Origin of the sequence: Herminiimonas aquatilis (assembly GCF_042665175.1) — a bacterium.
Lineage (GTDB): Bacteria > Pseudomonadota > Gammaproteobacteria > Burkholderiales > Burkholderiaceae_D > Oxalicibacterium > Oxalicibacterium aquatilis.
On the sequence record NZ_JBHTCC010000001.1, the window covers coordinates 188,905 to 208,448 of the forward strand.

The 19,544-nt window shown below is 51.1% G+C and carries 20 protein-coding genes; 3 read left to right on the forward strand and 17 right to left on the reverse strand.

Features of this window, described 5'->3' with window-relative positions; all coding sequences use genetic code 11:
- Positions 1–27 precede the first annotated feature (27 nt).
- From ACFQO0_RS00940 to ACFQO0_RS01000, 13 genes are all read right to left on the reverse strand, one after another.
- On the reverse strand, positions 28–1,509 hold the full coding sequence (locus ACFQO0_RS00940) for a DegQ family serine endoprotease (protein ID WP_382232167.1): 1,482 nt from the start codon (positions 1,507–1,509) through the stop codon (positions 28–30).
- A gap of 99 nt (positions 1,510–1,608) precedes the next feature.
- Complete coding sequence (locus tag ACFQO0_RS00945; protein ID WP_382232169.1) at positions 1,609–2,640, reverse strand: MucB/RseB C-terminal domain-containing protein; 1,032 nt, start codon at positions 2,638–2,640, stop codon at positions 1,609–1,611.
- 5 nt (positions 2,641–2,645) lie between these two features.
- Positions 2,646–3,218, reverse strand: a complete 573-nt coding sequence (locus tag ACFQO0_RS00950; protein WP_382232171.1) for a sigma-E factor negative regulatory protein — start codon at positions 3,216–3,218, stop codon at positions 2,646–2,648.
- Between the two features lie 66 nt (positions 3,219–3,284).
- A complete protein-coding gene (gene rpoE, locus ACFQO0_RS00955) occupies positions 3,285–3,887 on the reverse strand; it encodes an RNA polymerase sigma factor RpoE (protein WP_382232173.1) in 603 nt (200 codons plus the stop codon).
- A gap of 96 nt (positions 3,888–3,983) precedes the next feature.
- Entirely contained in the window at positions 3,984–4,481 is a 498-nt protein-coding gene (locus ACFQO0_RS00960) for a protein YgfX (RefSeq protein ID WP_382232175.1), read from the reverse strand.
- 52 nt (positions 4,482–4,533) lie between these two features.
- Positions 4,534–5,775 (reverse strand): beta-ketoacyl-ACP synthase II, encoded by a 1,242-nt coding sequence (gene fabF / locus ACFQO0_RS00965; RefSeq protein ID WP_382232177.1) that lies wholly within the window; start codon positions 5,773–5,775, stop codon positions 4,534–4,536.
- A gap of 29 nt (positions 5,776–5,804) precedes the next feature.
- Positions 5,805–6,047, reverse strand: coding sequence for an acyl carrier protein (gene acpP, locus ACFQO0_RS00970; RefSeq protein ID WP_011871492.1), 243 nt, complete (start codon positions 6,045–6,047; stop codon positions 5,805–5,807).
- A gap of 126 nt (positions 6,048–6,173) precedes the next feature.
- Positions 6,174–6,920, reverse strand: coding sequence for a 3-oxoacyl-ACP reductase FabG (gene fabG / locus ACFQO0_RS00975; RefSeq protein ID WP_382232180.1), 747 nt, complete (start codon positions 6,918–6,920; stop codon positions 6,174–6,176).
- A complete protein-coding gene (gene fabD, locus ACFQO0_RS00980) occupies positions 6,920–7,852 on the reverse strand; it encodes an ACP S-malonyltransferase (protein WP_382232182.1) in 933 nt (310 codons plus the stop codon). The genes fabG and fabD overlap by 1 nt, the downstream gene beginning before the upstream one ends.
- A 48-nt stretch (positions 7,853–7,900) precedes the next feature.
- A complete protein-coding gene (locus ACFQO0_RS00985; RefSeq protein WP_382232184.1) occupies positions 7,901–8,887 on the reverse strand; it encodes a beta-ketoacyl-ACP synthase III in 987 nt (328 codons plus the stop codon).
- Positions 8,884–9,975 (reverse strand): phosphate acyltransferase PlsX, encoded by a 1,092-nt coding sequence (plsX, locus tag ACFQO0_RS00990; RefSeq protein WP_382232186.1) that lies wholly within the window; start codon positions 9,973–9,975, stop codon positions 8,884–8,886. Before plsX ends, ACFQO0_RS00985 begins: the two co-directional genes overlap by 4 nt.
- Before the next feature lie 147 nt (positions 9,976–10,122).
- Positions 10,123–10,305: a 50S ribosomal protein L32 gene (gene rpmF, locus ACFQO0_RS00995; RefSeq protein ID WP_112991500.1), complete on the reverse strand. Its 183-nt coding sequence runs from the start codon at positions 10,303–10,305 to the stop codon at positions 10,123–10,125.
- Positions 10,306–10,418: 113 nt separating this feature from the next.
- The gene (locus ACFQO0_RS01000) at positions 10,419–10,916 is read right to left on the reverse strand and encodes a YceD family protein (RefSeq protein WP_382232187.1); all 498 of its coding nucleotides are present in this window, start codon (positions 10,914–10,916) and stop codon (positions 10,419–10,421) included.
- A 106-nt stretch (positions 10,917–11,022) separates the two neighbouring features.
- On the opposite strand from ACFQO0_RS01000, the gene ACFQO0_RS01005 reads away from it, so the two are divergent.
- A complete protein-coding gene (locus ACFQO0_RS01005; protein WP_382232188.1) occupies positions 11,023–11,646 on the forward strand; it encodes a Maf-like protein in 624 nt (207 codons plus the stop codon).
- 52 nt (positions 11,647–11,698) lie between these two features.
- Positions 11,699–12,451 carry an SAM-dependent methyltransferase gene (locus ACFQO0_RS01010; RefSeq protein ID WP_382232189.1) on the forward strand — a complete coding sequence of 251 codons (753 nt, stop codon included), beginning with the start codon at positions 11,699–11,701 and terminating at the stop codon, positions 12,449–12,451.
- Between the two features lie 284 nt (positions 12,452–12,735).
- On the opposite strand, the gene ACFQO0_RS01015 is transcribed toward ACFQO0_RS01010, so the two are convergent.
- From ACFQO0_RS01015 to ACFQO0_RS01030, 4 genes are all read right to left on the reverse strand, one after another.
- The gene (locus ACFQO0_RS01015; RefSeq protein WP_382232190.1) at positions 12,736–13,749 is read right to left on the reverse strand and encodes a S49 family peptidase; all 1,014 of its coding nucleotides are present in this window, start codon (positions 13,747–13,749) and stop codon (positions 12,736–12,738) included.
- 20 nt (positions 13,750–13,769) lie between these two features.
- Positions 13,770–14,174, reverse strand: coding sequence for a Rieske (2Fe-2S) protein (locus ACFQO0_RS01020; protein WP_382232191.1), 405 nt, complete (start codon positions 14,172–14,174; stop codon positions 13,770–13,772).
- Positions 14,161–14,820: an HAD-IA family hydrolase gene (locus ACFQO0_RS01025; protein WP_382232192.1), complete on the reverse strand. Its 660-nt coding sequence runs from the start codon at positions 14,818–14,820 to the stop codon at positions 14,161–14,163. The genes ACFQO0_RS01020 and ACFQO0_RS01025 overlap by 14 nt, the downstream gene beginning before the upstream one ends.
- A gap of 66 nt (positions 14,821–14,886) precedes the next feature.
- On the reverse strand, positions 14,887–15,915 hold the full coding sequence (locus tag ACFQO0_RS01030; RefSeq protein ID WP_382232193.1) for an RluA family pseudouridine synthase: 1,029 nt from the start codon (positions 15,913–15,915) through the stop codon (positions 14,887–14,889).
- Between the two features lie 701 nt (positions 15,916–16,616).
- Between ACFQO0_RS01030 and ACFQO0_RS01035 the strand changes: the two genes are divergently transcribed.
- Positions 16,617–19,541 carry an Rne/Rng family ribonuclease gene (locus tag ACFQO0_RS01035; protein ID WP_382232194.1) on the forward strand — a complete coding sequence of 975 codons (2,925 nt, stop codon included), beginning with the start codon at positions 16,617–16,619 and terminating at the stop codon, positions 19,539–19,541.
- The last annotated feature ends 3 nt before the right edge of the window (positions 19,542–19,544 follow it).

Here is a 19,544-nt window from a genome sequence, read left to right on the forward strand (position 1 = left end):
CAGGCAGCCTTTTTCTTGAAAATAATCTTATTGGGCGTGCGGTTTAACCGTCACGAATTGCGAAGAGTCTCCTCGACGTACCAGCAACAAGGTCGTTTTCTTCACATCCAGTTTCGCCACCAGTGCATTAAACTGGCGCGTATCCTTGATATCGGTATTATTCACACGCAGCAAAATATCACCGGTACGCAAACCTGCGCGTGCCGCCGAACCCTCAGCCGACTCCACAATAACACCACCATCGATTTTCAATTCCTTGACTTGAGCAGCATTGAGATCGCTGACAATCAAACCTAATGTATTGGCTACCTGCTCAACCTTGGCCTTCTTCTCAACTTTTGCTGCAACTTTTTCCGGCTCCAGCTCGGTAATCGTCAAGGACAGATCACGCATCGCGCCTTTACGCCATACCGTGACAATCGAACGGGTACCAGGCTTGGTACTTCCTACCATGCGAGGCAAATCGCTGGCGCGTTCAATCGCTGCACCATTGAATTTCAAAATCACGTCACCAGCTTCGACGCCGCCTTTTTCAGCCGGACCACCGGCTTCTACACGTTGCACCAGCGCCCCTTGGCTACGCGCCAGGCCCAGAGATTCGGCGACGTCTTTTGTCACTTCACCGATCTGCACACCGATACGCCCACGCGTTACTTTACCGTTTGCACGCAGTTGATCGGAAACGCGCATCGCCTCATCCATCGGCACCGCAAAGGAAATGCCCATGTAGCCACCTGAGCGGCTGTAAATCTGCGAATTGATACCGATGACCTCGCCGCGCATGTTAATCAACGGGCCGCCCGAGTTGCCGGGATTTACCGCAACGTCGGTTTGAATCAGCGGCAGGTATTCCCCTGTATCACGCGCCTTGGCGGACACAATGCCTGCAGTCACCGTGTTATCCAGCCCGAACGGTGAGCCGATCGCAATTACCCACTCACCGACGCGAATTTTATTTGAATCACCCACCGTCAGACGCGGCAAATTGCTGCCTTCGATCTTGACCAAAGCCACGTCAGTCCGCTTGTCTGCACCGATGATCTTTGCCTTGAATTCGCGCTTGTCCGTCAATGTGACATAGACTTCGTCGGCACCATCGACTACATGCGCATTGGTCATCACATAACCATCTGCAGAAATGATGAATCCCGAACCCACGCCGCGCGGCACTTCTTCCTCTGCCTCCGCATCAGGTTTGCTGCGACCACGTGGCGCCGGCTGCTGGCGGGGAGGAATCGGTGTGCCAAAGAAGCGACGGAAAAATTCCTGCATCTCTTCATCTTCGCTGACGCCATTCCCCTGACTAATTTTTGCTTTTTCAGTGGTGCGGATATTCACGACAGCCGCGCCGGTCTTTTCAACCAAATCAGTAAAGTCGGGCAAACCGGCAACCGATGGCGCGGCCACCGCAGATGATGTCAAACCGCTGACAGCTGGAATGAGAAAGGTGCTAGCAACAGCAAGCAAAACGGCAGACAGTTTTTTCTGAACAATGAACTTTGTTTTCATACACTCACAAAAGCCTGATTATGGAAGGATTAAGAATCTGGTGACGAAATAGTATTGATCAATACCATTTAAGACACGAATTGAAGAAGAAAGTTGAGTTTAAGGCTGAGTTTTTAATTCAATCGAATTGGCAACCTGCTTGATTGCAGCCGCCGGCACTTCGCCAACTACCGTCAACCAATAATCGCCATGGCGCTTGCCCACGATATTCATCGCACCTTGTTGCATTGAACCCTCGGTACGACTTTGCGAAGCAGGCTCGATAAATACAGAGATTGCGGCCAAACCATCAGAGTAAACAATTTGTGATACCTCGCGCTGGGTCGACTGCGTACTCTCTGCTGTTGCACTTGCCGGCGTATCCGTAATCAGGCGCTTCATTTCCCGCACCTTCTTGAAGCCTGCAGGCATCGCCTTGACAGTCCAACCGGAAAGATTCGCCTCGCTCATGACAGCGTTCTCTACACGCCACCCCTGAGTATTCTTGACGCTAGGCTTCACGCGGCTGGCATCTATATGTCCAATGACCAACTGCGTAAAAGCAATTTGCTCAACAACCGAATTTTTTTCGTTAAGCGTTTGCGCTTTCAATAGAAGTCCGGTCGATTTTTCTGCCCACAATTTGTAGCCGTAACGCAGCTTATCTTTCGGTTCAAGAATAATGGCTTGGCAATCGAAGCCGGCAACACGGCCGGTTTCGCCCATCTTCAAGTTGTAATGCTCTGCCAACTCTGTCGGATTGGCTCCCAGAATGGCCGGGAAGACATCCTGTGTCACACGTTTTTCTATACGTATCGATTTACTTTCGGGGACGTAGCAAACTATCTCTTCATTATTGCGTATGTATTCGCGTGGTTTGCCGTCGAGGATTTCCAGCTTCTCGACCTCATTTTTACCGTTCAGAATATGCGTAATACGCGAAGTGCGAACCTGACTCCCTTGTTGATAAACAAAGGTACCCGAGTAATTTAACTTCTGCGCAGAAGACTGGATTTTTTTCAGCCAGACTTGGGTGTCGTGTTGAGCCGTTGAAGGCTCAACACTTTCTGCCTGAGCAACTACATTTGCAGAATACGCAAGAACGCTGGAGAGAAAAAAGACGAACTTTAAAATTCCGAATGTCTGCCGCATGTCAATTATTTATCTGAGTCAACAGCAAATGTAGCTGAACGTGCATATTGCGCCGTGCTGTAAACCGAAGGTGAAAAGCGCTGATGCGCCAAAAGATATTCGTCAATCCGCGGATCACGCAAAACATCGCCATCCTGACTGGCAACCGTTACTTTTTCCGGCGCAGCCGAAGCCAGCACGATAGGCGCAGGATTAGAAGCAATTGCAGGAGCATTTTGCGTGTTCATCATCTGCGGCACTGTCAGGAACGCAGCAACCGCCACAGCAGCAACCGCCATACCCGGCACGGCAAAACGCTTAAAGGTATCGGCCTTGGCAACGTGTACGCGTTGCGTTGCCGCCACCATAATCGTCGGTTCAGCATCCAGACTGGCAAATATACGCGAGGTCAAACCAGCATTTACTTGCGTATTCAACTCGTCAGAACGCAAAGCGTCGCCGATCTGATGATAAAGATTCCACGTCTCACGACCCTCTTGCTGACGTAAGGCGGCCAAAGTCACATCGAAATGTCCGTCAGACAATTCGTTGTCAGCAAAAGCGGAAATCTGTTCACGCGTCATATTCGTCGTATTCATCACTACCTCGAAAAAATTAAGGCTAACCCCTATATTTGCAGCAAAAAGTGCTTCTTTATTTATTTTTCACCAACGTTTATCGAGCGCCGTATCCAATAGCGGCCTTAATTTTTCCGAGATAGCCTCGCGCGCCCTGAATATCCGGCTACGCACGGTACCAATAGGGCAACCCATCGATTCAGCAATCTCGTCGTAACTCAATCCTTCGATCTCGCGCAATGTAATTGCCATGCGCAACTCTTCCGGTAACTCATCCATCGCCACATTCAAAGTCTGAGCGATTTGCTTGGTCGCCAATAACGATTCTGGCGTGTTGATATCTCTTAGTCGCTCTCCGTCGTCAAAAGTTTCTGCTTCTTCGACATCTGCTTCGGTTGATGTCGGTGCACGACGGCCTTGCGTGACCAGATAATTTTTTGCGGTATTGATGCCTATGCGATAAAGCCATGTGTAAAACGCTGAATCGCCGCGAAACTGTGGCAGTGCTCGGTAAGCCTTGATAAATGCTTCTTGCACCACGTCTTCAGCCTCGGCCTGGTCGCGAACAAGCCGCGACACCAGTCGCATCAATTTCCGTTGATATTTGATCACTAACAGCTCGAAAGCTTTTTTATCGCCACGTTGTACACGTTCGACAAGTAGCTGATCAATTTCGCGTTCTGTCGTCAATCCCCATTCCCTTGTTATTTTGCAACACGCACGCGGTTCGCATAATTGACTAAGCGAAACATGATTGGTTCAAAAATTCCAGAATTAATTCTTGGCTTAATGCCGAATATCGGACTCTGTGGTATCTACCTGGCGCAATACGATCCAACGACAAGCCACCAACAGTGCTCTAAAGCCCTCTGCAGAAATGGCATCCGTCAAAATCGTCACAACCGTAGTTTGCTGCCGTTCGTTCTGCAAATGCAAGAGTAGCAAACCTGGCCAAATTGTCGATATCGGCAACAGACGTACAAGCTCACCCTCTGCTACATCTACATCAGCATGTTCATTTCTTGTCTCGGTGCGCAACCTGATCTGGCCAGTTCCCGAGATGTGAATGACATGCGTCGTTCTGCCTGCCCTTGACCGCAAAAAGACGGCGACCGCCACTATCGCACAGATCCCCCCCACAACGAATCTTGCAAGCGACGACAAGTCACCAACAGTGCCCGTCGCGACTAGAGCGGCAATCAACAACAAAATAATACTCATCCCGCCAACCAGAGAAAGCAAGCGTCTGGACGGTTTAATCACGGCAGAGACCGCGATAGACATGGGGGAGTGAAGTAAAAAATCCGATCAACCTGTGAAGGTGACCGGATTTTTATCAGGCTTTACCAAAAACCAGGGTACCGTTCGTACCGCCGAAACCGAAGTTATTCTTCATGGCGTACTGAATCGGCATCTCGCGCGCCGTATTGGCGCAGTAATCGAGATCGCATTCCGGATCCTGATTAAAGATATTGATAGTCGGCGGCGAAATCTGATGATGCAGGGCCAAAACGGTAAAGACCGATTCCAGACCACCTGCGCCACCAAGCAAATGACCGGTCATCGACTTGGTCGAATTCACCGTCAGTTTTTTCGCATGCGCTCCAAATGCGGCTTTCACTGCATCTGTTTCGTTTTTATCGCCCAACGGGGTCGATGTGCCATGTGCATTAAGGTACTGCACTTGATCGGCTGCGATTTCCGCACTCTTCAAGGCATTAACCATACTACGACGCGGCCCATCCATATTCGGAGCGGTGATATGGTAAGCATCACCACTCATACCGAATCCCATCAACTCAGCATAGATCTTTGCACCGCGCGCCTTGGCATGTTCGTACTCTTCCAGCACCATGACACCGGCACCTTCACCGAGCACAAAACCATCGCGATCCTTATCCCATGGGCGCGAAGCCGTCGCGGGATCATCATTGCGTGAAGACAGGGCACGAGCCGAAGCGAAACCACCCAAACCTAATGGCGAAACAGTCGATTCTGCGCCACCGGCAATCATGACATCCGCATCACCGTATTCAATCATACGACCGGCAGCGCCTATCGAATGCAAACCGGTAGTGCAAGCTGTCACTATCGCCAAATTCGGTCCTTTCAGACCGTAAATGATCGACAGATGACCGGAAATCATGTTGATGATCGAAGCAGGCACGAAGAACGGGCTGATGCGGCGTGGGCCGCGATTAACCAGTTCAGCATGCGTATTCTCGATCAGTGGCAAACCGCCTATGCCGGAACCGACGATGACACCGATACGCTCAGCATTTTCCTCGGTCACGACCAAACCGCAATCCTGCCAGGCTTGCATGCCGGCCGCCACACCGTAATGGATAAACGTATCCATATGGCGGGCTTCCTTACCGGGAATGTAATCCTCGATATTGAAGTTCTTTACTTCTCCAGCAAAATGCGTGCTGAAGGGGGTCGCATCAAACTTGGTAATGGTTGCTATGCCGGATTGACCGGCAAGAATGGCATTCCATGCATCAGCAACAGTGTTACCAACGGGAGAGACACAACCAAGACCAGTGACGACAACACGACGTTTACTAGAGCGGCTCAAGCAATTCTCCTAGAGTCGTTCAACAAAACTTAGGCAGCTTTTACGTGTGCCTTGGCGTAATCAATCGCCTGCTGCACAGTGGTGATTTTCTCAGCTTGTTCGTCAGGGATTTCCATTTCGAATTCGTCTTCGAGTGCCATCACGAGTTCAACGGTGTCGAGCGAGTCAGCACCCAGATCGTCAACGAACGACGATTCGATTTTGATGTCTGCTTCGGCGACGCCCAGTTGTTCAGCGACGATTTTCTTAACGCGTTGTTCGATATCCGACATGTTTTAACTCCAATGAGTGGTTACAGAAAGTGCGCGCATTTTAGCAGGTTTGCGCACCGAAAATTCACTTTTAGCTTTTGGAATCAAGAAAGTTGAAACTTCGGCTAAAAGTACCTAATTACAACATTAACTCATGTACATACCGCCGTTGACATGCAAGGTGGTACCCGTAATGTAACTCGCCTGAGGCGATGCGAGGAAGCTGACCGCTGACGCGATGTCTTCCGGCATACCCAAACGGCCTAACGGAACCTGTTGCAGCAAGGCAGTAATTTGTTGTTCGCTCAGCGTTTTGGTCATATCGGTATCGATAAATCCGGGGGCTACGCAATTAACGGTAATGTTGCGGCTGCCAATTTCACGCGCCAGTGCACGGCTCATACCGGCGACACCGGCTTTGGCAGCTGCATAATTCATTTGACCGGCATTACCGGCAGAGCCCACCACCGAGGTAATGTTAATGATACGGCCGTGTTTCGCCTTCATCATGCCGCGCAAGACCGCGCGCGACAAACGAGCTACCGATGTCAGATTGGTCGCGATGACACTATCCCACTCCTCATCCTTCATGCGCATGGCCAACTGGTCTTGCGTAATGCCGGCGTTGTTGACGAGAATGGTAACTGCGGCACCGGATTCCTTCTGAATTTCATCTATCAATGCCACGGCGCGTGCCGCGTCATTGACATCGAGTACGACGCCCTTGCCACCTTCAGCCAGATATTCGGAAATCGCAGCCGCGCCAGCTTCCGAAGTTGCGGTGCCAATTACTTTGGCCCCCTGCTTTGCCAAGGAAACTGCAATTGCTCGGCCAATACCGCGCGACGCGCCGGTAACTAGGGCGACTTGGCCCGTCAAATCAACTGTAGTCATTATTTCAAAAGCTCCAAGACAGAGTCCAGCGACGCTTGATCGACAATCGCGTGACCGGTGAGTTCACCATTGATACGTTTGGTCAATCCGGCCAATACTTTACCAGGGCCGCACTCAACCACATCCGTTACACCCTTAACAGCCATTTTCTGCACAGACTCGACCCAACGAACCGGGTTCGCAGCCTGACGCACCAGCGCATCCTTGATACCGTCCACATCGCTGACAATCGCGACGTCGACATTATTGATCAATGGAATTTGCGGTTCACTGAAAGCCACTCCGGCCAAATATTCACGCAGGCGATCTGATGCAGGTTTCAGCAAGGAAGAATGGAAAGGTGCGGAGACTGCAAGCACCAAGGCGCGCTTGGCACCTTCGGCTTTAGCGATCTCACAGGCGCGTTCAATTGCTGCCTTGTGTCCGGCAATCACGACTTGCGCCGGCGCGTTGAAGTTAACTGCTTCGACTACATCGCCCTGCGCTGCTTCTGCGCATACTGCAAGCACGTCGGCATCGGACAAACCGAGAATCGCAGCCATGCCGCCTTGACCGACAGGAACTGCTTCCTGCATTGCCTTGGCGCGGAAACGCACCAATGGAACAGCGTCTTTGAATGGAATAACGCCAGCAGCTACCAATGCTGAATATTCGCCCAAACTATGTCCCGCGACCAACGTCGGTGTTTTGCCGCCAGCGGCAATCCACGCACGATACATTGCAACTGCCGCTGTCAGCATCACAGGCTGAGTGTTGGTTGTCAGATCGAGTTCTTCTTTAGGGCCATCTGCAATCAGCCTGGCCAGATCGAACTGCAAAGCGTCCGATGCTTCTGCCAGCGTTTGTTGCACTACTGCGTTATCGGCAAAACCGTTCAACATGCCGATCGCTTGCGAACCTTGTCCTGGAAAAACGAATGCGAATTTGTTCATATTATTTTTTAATTTGAATACTCAACAGAGTTACGCGAAAGCAGAATTTTACATGCGTGCCAGCACGGCACCCCAGGTAAAGCCACCGCCCACACCTTCCATCATGACGTTCTGGCCCGGCTTGATGCGGCCATCGCGAACGCCAACGTCCAGCGCCAATGGAATCGATGCAGCAGATGTGTTGCCATGCTGATCAACCGTCACAATCATTTTGTCCATGCTCAGACCAAGTTTTTTCGCAGTGCCTTGCATGATGCGAATATTCGCTTGGTGCGGAACGATCCAGTCGACTTCGGACGAATCCATCTTCGCAAGTTGCAAAGCTTCATTGGCGACCTTGTCCAGCAAGCCGATAGCCAGCTTGAACACAGCTTGACCATCCATGTACATGAAGGCACTGCCTTCAAGGACGCCATTGCTAATTCTGCCTGGTCCGCAAAGAATATCGCCATAGCTGCCGTCTGCATGCAACGCAGTCGCCAGCACGCCAGGTTCTTCAGATGCCGTCATAACGACCGCACCAGAACCGTCGCCAAACAAGACGCAGGTCGTTCTATCTTTGAAATCGATAATGCGCGAAAACACCTCAGCACCAATCACCAAAACGTTTTTGTGCGAGCCAGACTTGATGAATTTGTCAGCTGTCGCAAGCGCATACACAAAGCCGCTGCACACGGCCTGCACATCGAGTGCGGGACATCCGTTAGTCACGCCTAATTTTCGTTGCACCACGCATGCCGTACTCGGAAAACCGCCGAAAAAATCCGGTGTCGATGTCGCCAAAATAATCAGGTCGATATCATTCGCAGCCAACTGTGCCATGCCCAGAGCACGTTTTGCCGCTTCCACTGCCAGATCACTAGATTGCATATCTGCACTAGCGTAATGGCGCGCGGAAATCCCGCTACGAGAAACAATCCATTCATCGGAGGTTTCTATCCCATCGAGAGCAAGGCGTTCTATTAAATCCTGATTTGTTACGCGCTGAGGCGGTAAAAAGCTACCGGTACCAATAATTTTGCTATAGAGAGTCATGCGGTTTTCTGTTCTATTGTTTCTGTTGCAGTAACTGAATTTTCGGGAAGCGGCGTCAATGCCGATTGCGGCATCAGATCAGCGATTTTGGTAGAAATACGCGCCAGCACATCGTATTTAGCCGCATCGAAGGCACGCTTGATCGCCCATTGATAACCATATGCGTCTGCACCACCATGGCTTTTAAACACGAGACCGCGTAGTCCCAGCAGGCTGCCGCCATTGTAGCGGGAAGGATTCAAACGTTGTGAAATCGCTTTCAACGCAGAGCGGGCAATCAATGCGCCCAGCATGGTTAAAGGATTTCTTTTGAATTCGGTCGTCAAGACGCTTTTAACAAAACGCCCCAGACCTTCCGATGCCTTCAAGGTCACATTGCCGACGAAGCCGTCGCATACGACGATATCCGTCGTCCCCTTGAAAATATCATTACCTTCGACATTGCCGTAGAAATTCAAGGTCCCGCGCTCATGATCTGCGCGCAGCAATACAGCCGTCTGCTTGACGATGTCATTGCCCTTGATATCCTCTTCGCCGACATTCAACAAACCGACCGTTGGTCTAGGCTTGCCTTCCATCGCAGAGACCAGCGCAGAACCCATCAATGCAAATTGATGCAAATGCTGCGGCTCGCAATCGACATTGGCGCCGAGGTCGAGCATATAGGTAGGACCATCTTTTTGATTGGGAAGAATGCTGCAGATGGCGGGACGATCAACGCCTGGAATCGTCTTCAGCACATAACGCGAAATCGCCATTAAAGCGCCCGTGTTACCAGCCGAAACGCACGCGTCTGCCTGTCCTTGCTTGACCATGTTGATTGCAACACGCATTGAAGAATCCTTCTTGCGGCGCAATGCAACTTCCAGCGAGTCATCCATCGTCACTACTTCAGTCGCGTTCACGACCGAAAGACGGGGATGCTCGCTTGCTTTATGCTTTTTTAATTCAGCCAAAAGCTGATCTTCCAGCCCGACTAAAATCAGCTCGGCGTCTGGCTCGCTTTCGACAAACGAAATGGCGGCGGGAATAGTAACCGACGGGCCGTGATCGCCGCCCATGCAGTCTATGGATATTTTTATTGTCATTGGATTGACTCGTGCCTCACTCTAGCCGCAATTATGGGCCAATTCGGGCTTGATTCAAAATGACGCACTGTGCTGTCTCGGCACATGAAAAAACGGCGCAAAGTTTACACTCATCGCGCCGCTTTCTTCGCCAGAACGACAAACAAATTATTCGTCGTTTTTGGTTTTCAGTACTTTACGACCACGGTAAAAGCCGTTTGGGCTAATGTGGTGACGCAGATGCGTTTCACCTGTGGTTTGCTCAACGCTCAGTTGCGGAGCAACCAGGAAGTCGTGCGAACGATGCATACCGCGTTTCGACGGTGTCTTTTTATTTTGCTGAACAGCCATGATAACTCCTAAACCTTAAGTTCTAAAATTCTAACACATTCGGTTTGCAAACTCACTGCCTACCGACAATCTTTACTACACAACGCTCGCCCTTATTGCAGCGACCGAAAAATCTATTGCTTCAAGCCTTTGAGCACTGCGAAAGGCGATGGCTTCTTGGCACCCATCAAATCATCCAGCGCCGCATTATCCGGACAGACATCATGCTTGGGGGCCAGCGGTATCGCCAGCAAAGCCTCATCCTCAACCAGCTCCATGACATTCAATGCCTTGGAGCCGACAATGACATCGACACTGTCATCATCCAGTAAAGCATCTATCTCATCTGCGCGCTCATCGGTTTTAGCGAGAATCAGTATAGATTCAGATTCAACCGCAAACTTCAGTGGCGTCATGCACCGCTGACACATCAGCTCAATCGAACCTGAAACTGAAACGATCAATTGCGGATGATTCAATGAATCAGCGCCACCCTGCAAAGTCCAATGCAAGGACGCAGATTTATTCACGGACTCGGCCGAAAGTCTCGCCAAATCGGAGACAAGAACATCGCCTTCACGCCGCTCTTTAAGCCGACTAAAATCGAAGGCATCGATTACAAAAGCGCTCATAGGCTTAGCTGAACCCGGAAAACCTGCGATAATAACAGGCTTTCCCTTTATTCGTCAAAGCGTTAGATCACTTTTATTGAGCGGTCATTCAAATAAACATCAAATAATGCCTTCCCCATCCCCACAACCTCGCCTGATACTTGGCTCCAGCTCCATTTATCGCAAAGAGTTGTTATCGCGTCTACATCTGCCTTTTGACGTGATGGTACCGAATATCGACGAAACACCTGCGGTCAATGAATCTCCCGACGCAACAGCATTACGTCTGGCGCAGCAAAAGGCAATTTTCATTGGCAAACAAGCTCCAAACTCTCTGGTCATTGGCTCGGATCAAGTTGCAACGCTGGATGGGGAACAAATCGGCAAGCCGGGCACGCATGCAAACGCACTCAAGCAATTGCAGAAGATGCGCGGCCGCAAAGTGGTATTTCATACAGCCTTGTGCCTGTTTGACACACGCATTGACATTACATCGCCGCAAATCCAGCTGGAAAACATCCAGACTTTTGTGACATTCCGCGATTTACCGGATACCGAACTCGATGCCTATCTGCACATAGAACAACCATATGATTGCGCTGGTAGCGCAAAAAACGAAGGTTTGGGCATCGCCGTCATCGAAAAAATTGAAAGCTGTGATCCAAGCGCCCTGACCGGCCTGCCCTTGATTGCACTGACGAGCATGTTGCGACGTGCCGGCGTTAATTTTTTCGCTACTAGTTCTAATTAATATAAGACCCCCCTTCAGTCACGCACTCATACACACTTATTTTATTCAGCATATGGCAGGCATCCTTTACCTCATCCCCAACACCTTAGGCCAGACTGAAGTTGAAGGCTACGATCCACTCGCGCACATTATCCCGACCGAAGTACAGTCGTTGACGGCCAGACTCGACTACTTCATCGCAGAAAATGCGAAGACCACACGCGCTTTTCTCAAATTGATAGGCGTACGCAATACTCTGGCAAAATCGATACAGGAAATCCGCATCGCGGAACTGAATGTCAACACTGATGCAAAGAATTTACCTGCATTGCTGGAACCAATATTGGCAGGACAAGATGCAGGACTAATCTCTGAGGCTGGCGTTCCGGCGGTGGCCGATCCGGGCGCCAATCTCGTGCGTTTGGCGCATGCGCAAGGTATTCAAGTCAAACCTTTAGTCGGCCCTTCTTCCCTTTTGCTGGCTGTCATGGCGAGCGGCTTGAGCGGACAAAATTTTGCTTTCAACGGTTATTTACCTATTGATGCTGCCGCACGCATCAAGCGCATCAAGCAACTCGAAGAACGTTCGCGCGCAGAAAAACAAACCCAGTTTTTTATCGAAACGCCGTATCGCAATGCCGGCATGCTGGAAACACTGGCCGCAAATTGTAACGGCAGTACACTAATCAGCGTAGCGACTGATCTGACTCTACCATCAGAAAAAATTAACACCAAAACTGCAGCAAAATGGAAGGCGGAATGCGCCTCTGGCAAGACACCAGACTTCCATAAAAAACCAACTGTATTTTTACTGCTCGCAGAATAAGTAGAAAGTAATTCAAACTCAGTACGTAAACGCAAAACGGCGGTGTTTCACCGCCGTTTTGCCTGCTTCCGAAGGAAGCATGAGGAGAGGTCAAAGGACCTACTGTTTTTTACTGCGACACGTTATCAAAATGCGAGCGGTTACAACTTGTTAGTTGCAGACGTTGTTGCATTCACACCTTTAGGTGTCGATAACGCATAATCACTATAGTCGACCTCATTAAAATTACAAGCCGATTTTTCGACTGAGAGAAAAACTTTTTCTCTCATTGAAATAAGTACGATTTATTTAAGGCTAGGCACCGTTTCCAGAGCAAAAGTCTTGACTGCCGATGCGCCCGCTGCAGCACCAAATTTTCTTAACACGCGGTCCGACAAACCTTCTCGTTGCGTATAGTCGACGATGTTAGTCGACTTGAATTCTTCACGTGCCACACTCTCGACCGTGCCGAAACCATCAGCCAGACCGAGTTCAACCGATTTCGCACCGCTCCAGAACAAGCCAGAGAATATCTCAGGCGTTTCTTTCAAGCGCTTGCCACGTCCTTTACGCACTACATCAATAAATTGCTGATGAATTTCATCCAGCATTCCTTGCGCATACATTCTTTGTTTTTCCGTTTGCGGGCTGAATGGATCCATGAAACCCTTGTTTTCCCCTGCTGTCAGCAAGCGACGTTCAACTCCCAATTTTTCCATTGCGCCGGTAAAACCAAAACCATCCATCAATACGCCGATCGAACCAACGATACTGGCTTTGTTGACGTAAATACGATCAGCAGCAACAGCGATGTAGTAGCCACCAGAAGCACAAATTTCATTCACGACAACATACAAAGGCTTCTTCGGATATTTTTTGCGCAAGCGGGTTATTTCATCATTGATGATGCCTGCCTGCACTGGACTACCACCAGGGCTGTTGATCTGCAAAATGAGGCCGACGGAGCCAGGGTCTTCATACGCTTTAGTCAGCGCAGAAATAACGGTTTCTGCATCGCCAGCCCCCTTAGCTTCGATCGTGCCATCAATCTTGACCAGCGCCGTATGCGGCCCGACATTTTCCATGTCGCTCACACTAGGACCGAAGCTGGTCCACAAAGCAAAAGCAATCAAGGACAAGGTGACGATTTTAAAAAATATCCCCCAGCGACGACGTGAACGCTGCTCCTTGATGGTGGCAAAGGCGAGTTTCTCCAGCACTTCCCGTTCCCAACCTTCTTTTTTCGGCACACTCGCGGCGGGCGCTGAAGCCTGCTGCCAGGATGGCGACTGATTTGCTTGATCGTTATCGTTGCTCATAATATTTATGTCATCACCCATTATTCCGTCGCTGCTTGTGCCCGCGCCGGTCTTACATATTCGTCTGGTTGCCAGAATACCTGATTATCTTTTTCCGTGATTTCAATTCGCCGTAAACTGCGGCCCCGGCAAGGGCCACCTTCGCAACGTCCGGTTTCTGGCGCGTAGACTGCGCCATGTGTGGCGCAAATCAAATACAAACCGCTAGACTCAAAGAAATCGCCTTCATTCCAATCCAGTTCCATCGGCACATGCGCGCAACGGTTCAAATAGCCCTGCACCAGACCACTGAATCTGACGACAAAACCGGTTGCATCGTCCCCACCTGCGAGGACTGGAAAACGCACACCTTTACCCCGCTCTTCCAATGCGCTCCCCTCACAAATGTGGATAAGCTCACCAGTCAATTTTTTATCCGTTTGCATCCAGCCAACCATGCAACTCGGAAACAGAGTTGGCTGCATAAAGCGGATTAAGCGTCTGTAATTCTGCCGCTGTGTGCGCGCCATAATGCACCGCAACGCCGGACGCCCCGGCATTTTGCGCCAGCAACAAATCGTGCGTGGTGTCACCTATCATGACAGTACGCTTCATGTCTTGCCCGAGTTCGCGCGTCAATTCCTGCAACATCGCCGGATGCGGTTTGGAAAATGTTTCATCCGCACAGCGCGTTGCATCAAACAAGGATAATAATTTTGATGCATCCAGAGCACGATTCAAACCGACGCGACTTTTCCCTGTTGCAACAGCGAGGAAATATCCCTGCTGCGACAAGTCATTCAACATCTCGCGCACGCCGCTAAAAAGCACCAAACTGCCATCCTGATTGAGATAGTGGTGTCGATAGCGCTCTATCATGCGCGGATAATATTTTGGATCAATGCCCGGCAATGCGACTTCCATTGCACTTTGCAGACTGAGCCCGATCACATGTGACGCCGCCTTTTGATCAGGGATAGGCAAACCAAGATCCTTGGCTGCTGCTTGTATGCAGTTGACAATCACCGCGGTGCTATCCATCAAGGTGCCGTCCCAATCGAACACGATGAGATCAAATTGCTTTCTTGCCATGTAGTCTGACAGCACACGCTGCCAGCTCCTTTTCCCGATATTTATGAGCCGTTTTCCAGCTCGCGATTATATTGATGAGTTCGATGTCTTTTTCAAGCTTTTGAGAAAGCGTTCACACTCAGGCGGCAATGGCGCACTGAGCGTGACCGGCTTGCCGCTCTCAGGATGAATAAAGGTTATCTGGTGTGCGTGCAGGAACATGCGCTTCAACGCGACACGCTCACCATCAGCTTTTTGTAAATCGCGGTTCAATGCAAAATCACCGTACTTGTCATCGCCTGCAATCGCAAAACCGCTGGATGCAAGATGCACGCGTATCTGATGCGTACGACCGGTTTTCAACTCGGCTTCCAGCAAGGCGAATTCGCCATAGCGTTGAATCAGGTTGAAGATCGTGTGCGACTCCATGCCATCAGCCTGCACACGGACCCGTCGCTCGCCATCCGCCGTCGAATACTTATGCAGCGGCAATTTAATGTGCTGACGCGTGTTCTTCCAATCGCCATGTACTAATACTAGATAGCGCTTGTCCGGTTCGCCGCCGCGTATCTGCTCATGCAAATTTGTCAACGCCGAGCGCTTCTTGGCCAAGACCAGAACCCCCGACGTGTCACGATCCAGCCTGTGTACCAACTCAAGAAATTTCGCATCCGGACGCGCCGCGCGCAACTGTTCGATCACGCCGTAACTGACACCCGAGCCGCCGTGTACGGCAACGCCAGCGGGCTTATCGATCACCAGCAAATGATTATCTTCCAGCAAGATTCTGAATTCCGCTCCAGGAGCGGTAGACGGCGCCTTTTCGGCAATCCGAATAGGTGGAATGCGAATAATATCGCCTTCGATCAAACGATAGGTTTGATCAATGCGTCCTTTATTAACGCGCACTTCTCCCGAACGCAATACACGGTAGATGTGACTTTTTGGTACGCCTTTGCAAACGCGTAACAAATAGTTATCTATACGCTGCCCGGCTTCTTCTTCGGAAATGGTCACAAGTTGAACTTGGACCGGAACTTGGGATTGGACCTGTGACGAGCGGGTGGGGGATGGCATTTCAGCCTCTTTCCCTGAAAATCTCGCTAAGTCCTTCATTTTGAATATATAATCGTTTCGCAATGGTCACAAACCATTGCTGGTGTAAGAATAAAAAGCACATTCTACACAGGGGCGTCTCCATCGGCCTCGCCAATTTGCAAATTCGATGGAAAAGATGTGTATGCACCGCCCCTGTGCGAGTCAAGGTTGCACCGTTGTTGTAATCGGATAACGCGCAAGGGTGTTGGTCAAGAATGTTTGGATCGTTAGGATAAAGTCCGGCAAGCTCGCCGTTTAACAGTGAGCTCGCTGGTTGATGTAGTTAAACTGTTTGCCGATTTTGCCCATGTTTTATATGGCTAAAGCACTGTATTCACCACTCGCGACTTTCGTTGCGCTCGATTTATTCGACGCGCACGATGCGGCTGAAGTGAATGCTCGGCATCTGTTTTCCTTCATCCGCGCCCCGTTGTGAATACAGCGCGTCTGCGCTAAGTATCACACACCAAGGCAATTTCCCTCCCCAAGCACTCCTGCCCCGCGTACATCCCTGTACTGTTGCTATAGATGGCGCATATTGCTGTCAATGCAAGATTGAAACGCTCAGTAAGCCGCAATTTGCTGCGATTTTCCCCGATAGCCATGCTATTGCCGCTAATCGCTTCACGCTGGCCAGCCCATAGCGTTTTATATCGGCATCTGACCTCACTATGTAAAGCTACGGCATTAAAACGGCCTTCGGGTCACGGAGCACTTACATGAAACGCATGTTATTTAATGCAACGCAGCAAGAAGAATTGCGCGTTGCGATTGTCGATGGGCAAAAACTCATCGACATCGATATCGAAACAACCGGACGCGAACAGCGCAAGTCCAATATCTACAAGGGTGTCATCACCCGCATCGAACCCTCGCTCGAAGCCTGCTTCGTCAGCTACGGTGAAGATCGCCACGGCTTTTTGCCATTCAAGGAAGTCGCCCGCACCTATTTCAAGGAAGGCGTCGATGTCCGCAACGCTTCCATCAAGGATGCATTGCGCGAAGGCCAGGAAATCATGGTCCAGGTCGAGAAGGAAGAACGCGGCAACAAAGGCGCGGCGCTGACTTCATTCGTTTCCCTGGCTGGTCGTTATCTGGTCTTGATGCCTAACAATCCACGCGGCGGTGGAGTATCGCGTCGCGTCGAAGGTGAAGATCGCCAGGAATTGCGCGAAACCATGGATAAACTGGATTTGCCACAAGGCATGTCCGTCATTGCACGTACCGCCGGCATCGGCCGTAACGTTGACGAATTGCAATGGGATTTGAATTACCTGATGCAACTCTGGCGCGCAATTGAAGGCGCAGGCCAAACCAGCGCTGGCGCTTTCCTTATTTATCAGGAATCGTCATTGGTCATCCGCGCCATCCGTGATTACTTCCAGCCGGATATCGGCGAGATCCTGATCGACACCGACGACATCTACGAACAAGCTCAGCAATTCATGAGCCACGTGATGCCGGACATGGTGCATCGTGTTAAACGCTATCGCGACGACGTGCCGCTGTTCTCGCGCTTCCAGATCGAACACCAGATCGAAACCGCGTACTCGCGCACTGTTCCGTTGCCATCCGGCGGCGCCATCGTGATCGATCACACCGAAGCACTGGTTTCTGTCGACGTCAACTCGGCACGCGCCACCCGCGGCAGCGATATCGAAACCACAGCATTCCATACCAACTGTGAAGCCGCTGAAGAAGTCGCCCGCCAATTGCGCTTGCGCGATCTGGGCGGTCTGATCGTCATCGATTTCATCGATATGGAAAACTCGAAGAATCAGCGCGAAGTCGAAACACGCCTGAAAGACGCCTTGCACTACGATCGTGCTCGCGTTCAGATGGGCAAGATTTCACGCTTCGGCTTGATGGAATTGTCCCGTCAGCGTTTGCGTCCATCGCTGTCGGAAGGCAGCCATGTCACCTGCCCGCGCTGTAATGGCACAGGCCATATCCGCGATACCGAATCGTCCGCATTGCAAGTCCTGCGCATCATCCAGGAAGAAGCAATGAAGGAAAATTCGGCTTCCATCCACGTGCAAGCACCCGTTGACGTCGCAGCTTTCCTGCTGAATGAAAAACGTGGTGAAATCCTGAAAATAGAAACGCGTCATCGCGTCTCCGTTATCCTAATCCCGAACAAGCATCTGGAAACACCGCATTACAAGTTGGAACGTATCAAGCACGACGATCCGCGTCTGGAAGAAACCCAAGCCAGCTACGCGATGACCGAAGAAGCCGACACCGATATCAGTTACGGCAAGCGTCAGAAGGAAGATGTCAAACCACGCCAGGAAGCAATGGTCAAAGGTATTACACCTGACCAACCAGCGCCTATCGTGGAACGCAAAATTGTCGAGGCTGTAAAAGCAGCCCCGGCTGAAAAAGGCTTCTTCCAGAAACTGATGGCATTTTTCAGCGGAGAAACGGAACCGGCGAAAGCAGTTTCCGCACAACCTGCGCAGGAAGAAAAGAATCCACGCAATCGCGAACGTGGCGAGCGTAATTCAAATGGTCGAAATCAACGCAATCGCAGTCGTGGCGGCCGTGGTGGTCGTGACCGTGGCGAAGGTGAAGAAGCTGCTGCCAAGCCCGCACCGGCAGCGCTCGAAACACAAACTGCACGTCCACCACGCCCACCTCGTGAGCCACGCGAGCCGCGTGAACCACGTGAGGGTAATGAAACGCGCAACGAAGGTCGTCGTGAACGCACACCGCGTCCGCCACGTGAAGATCGCAAAGACGTGATTGCAGAAGATCCTGTGTTGCTGCAAGGCGTTCCAGTTGTAAGTGCTTCGCCAAACAAAACTGCACCGCAAGCAACGACAGAAGCGAATGGCAACACTGCAGTCGTGCTCGACGCAAATGGTATTCCTGTTGAAACCATCGACGGCGAAGAGCAACCGCGTCGCCGTCGTCGTCGTGGCGGCCGTAACCGCAATCGCCGTGATCGTGACAGCACCGAATCAGGTACGGAAAACGAAAGCAATGAAGATGGCGTAGTTGCACTGCAAGAAGAAACCTTGCGGGACGAAGCTGCACAAACACCAGCCACTGCGCATGTCAGCGCAGCGGAAATGGCATCGACTATCGTCAATACACCAAGGCATGAAACGTTTGTGCGTGTAGCTGAAATCAGTGAAGCAGTCGAAGCATCGGCGAGTCCGCTGACCTCTGCAATCGCTGCCCCAGTTGCGCCGCAAGAAGTTGCGCGTCGGGTTGAGCCTAGCCCGGTTGTTACTCCTGCTGCTGTTCCAGAAGTTGTAGCGCCAGCTGTCACTGCTCCTATCCCGGCTCCAGAGCCTGTGGCTGTTGCAGCACCTGTCGTTGAAGCAACTCCAGTTGTCGAAACGCCAGTGGTTCAAGCAGCTCCGGTTGCGCCTGCCCCTCAGCCAGCACCTGTCGTTGCTGCAGCACCAGTCGCAGTCACCCCAACACCTGCACCAGCAGCACCAAGCAAAGTCGAAGACTTGAGCGAAGTACTGCGCAATGCCGGTTTGGTCTTGGCGGCAACCAACCCTGAAAAGCTGCGTGCCGCACAGGAAGAAGCTGCGAAGTATGTAGCGCCAGCGCGTGTACCACGTGAACGCAAGCCATTGCCTCCGCAATCGTCTGAGCCTTTGGTTCAGATGGAAACGAAGCGCTAAGAC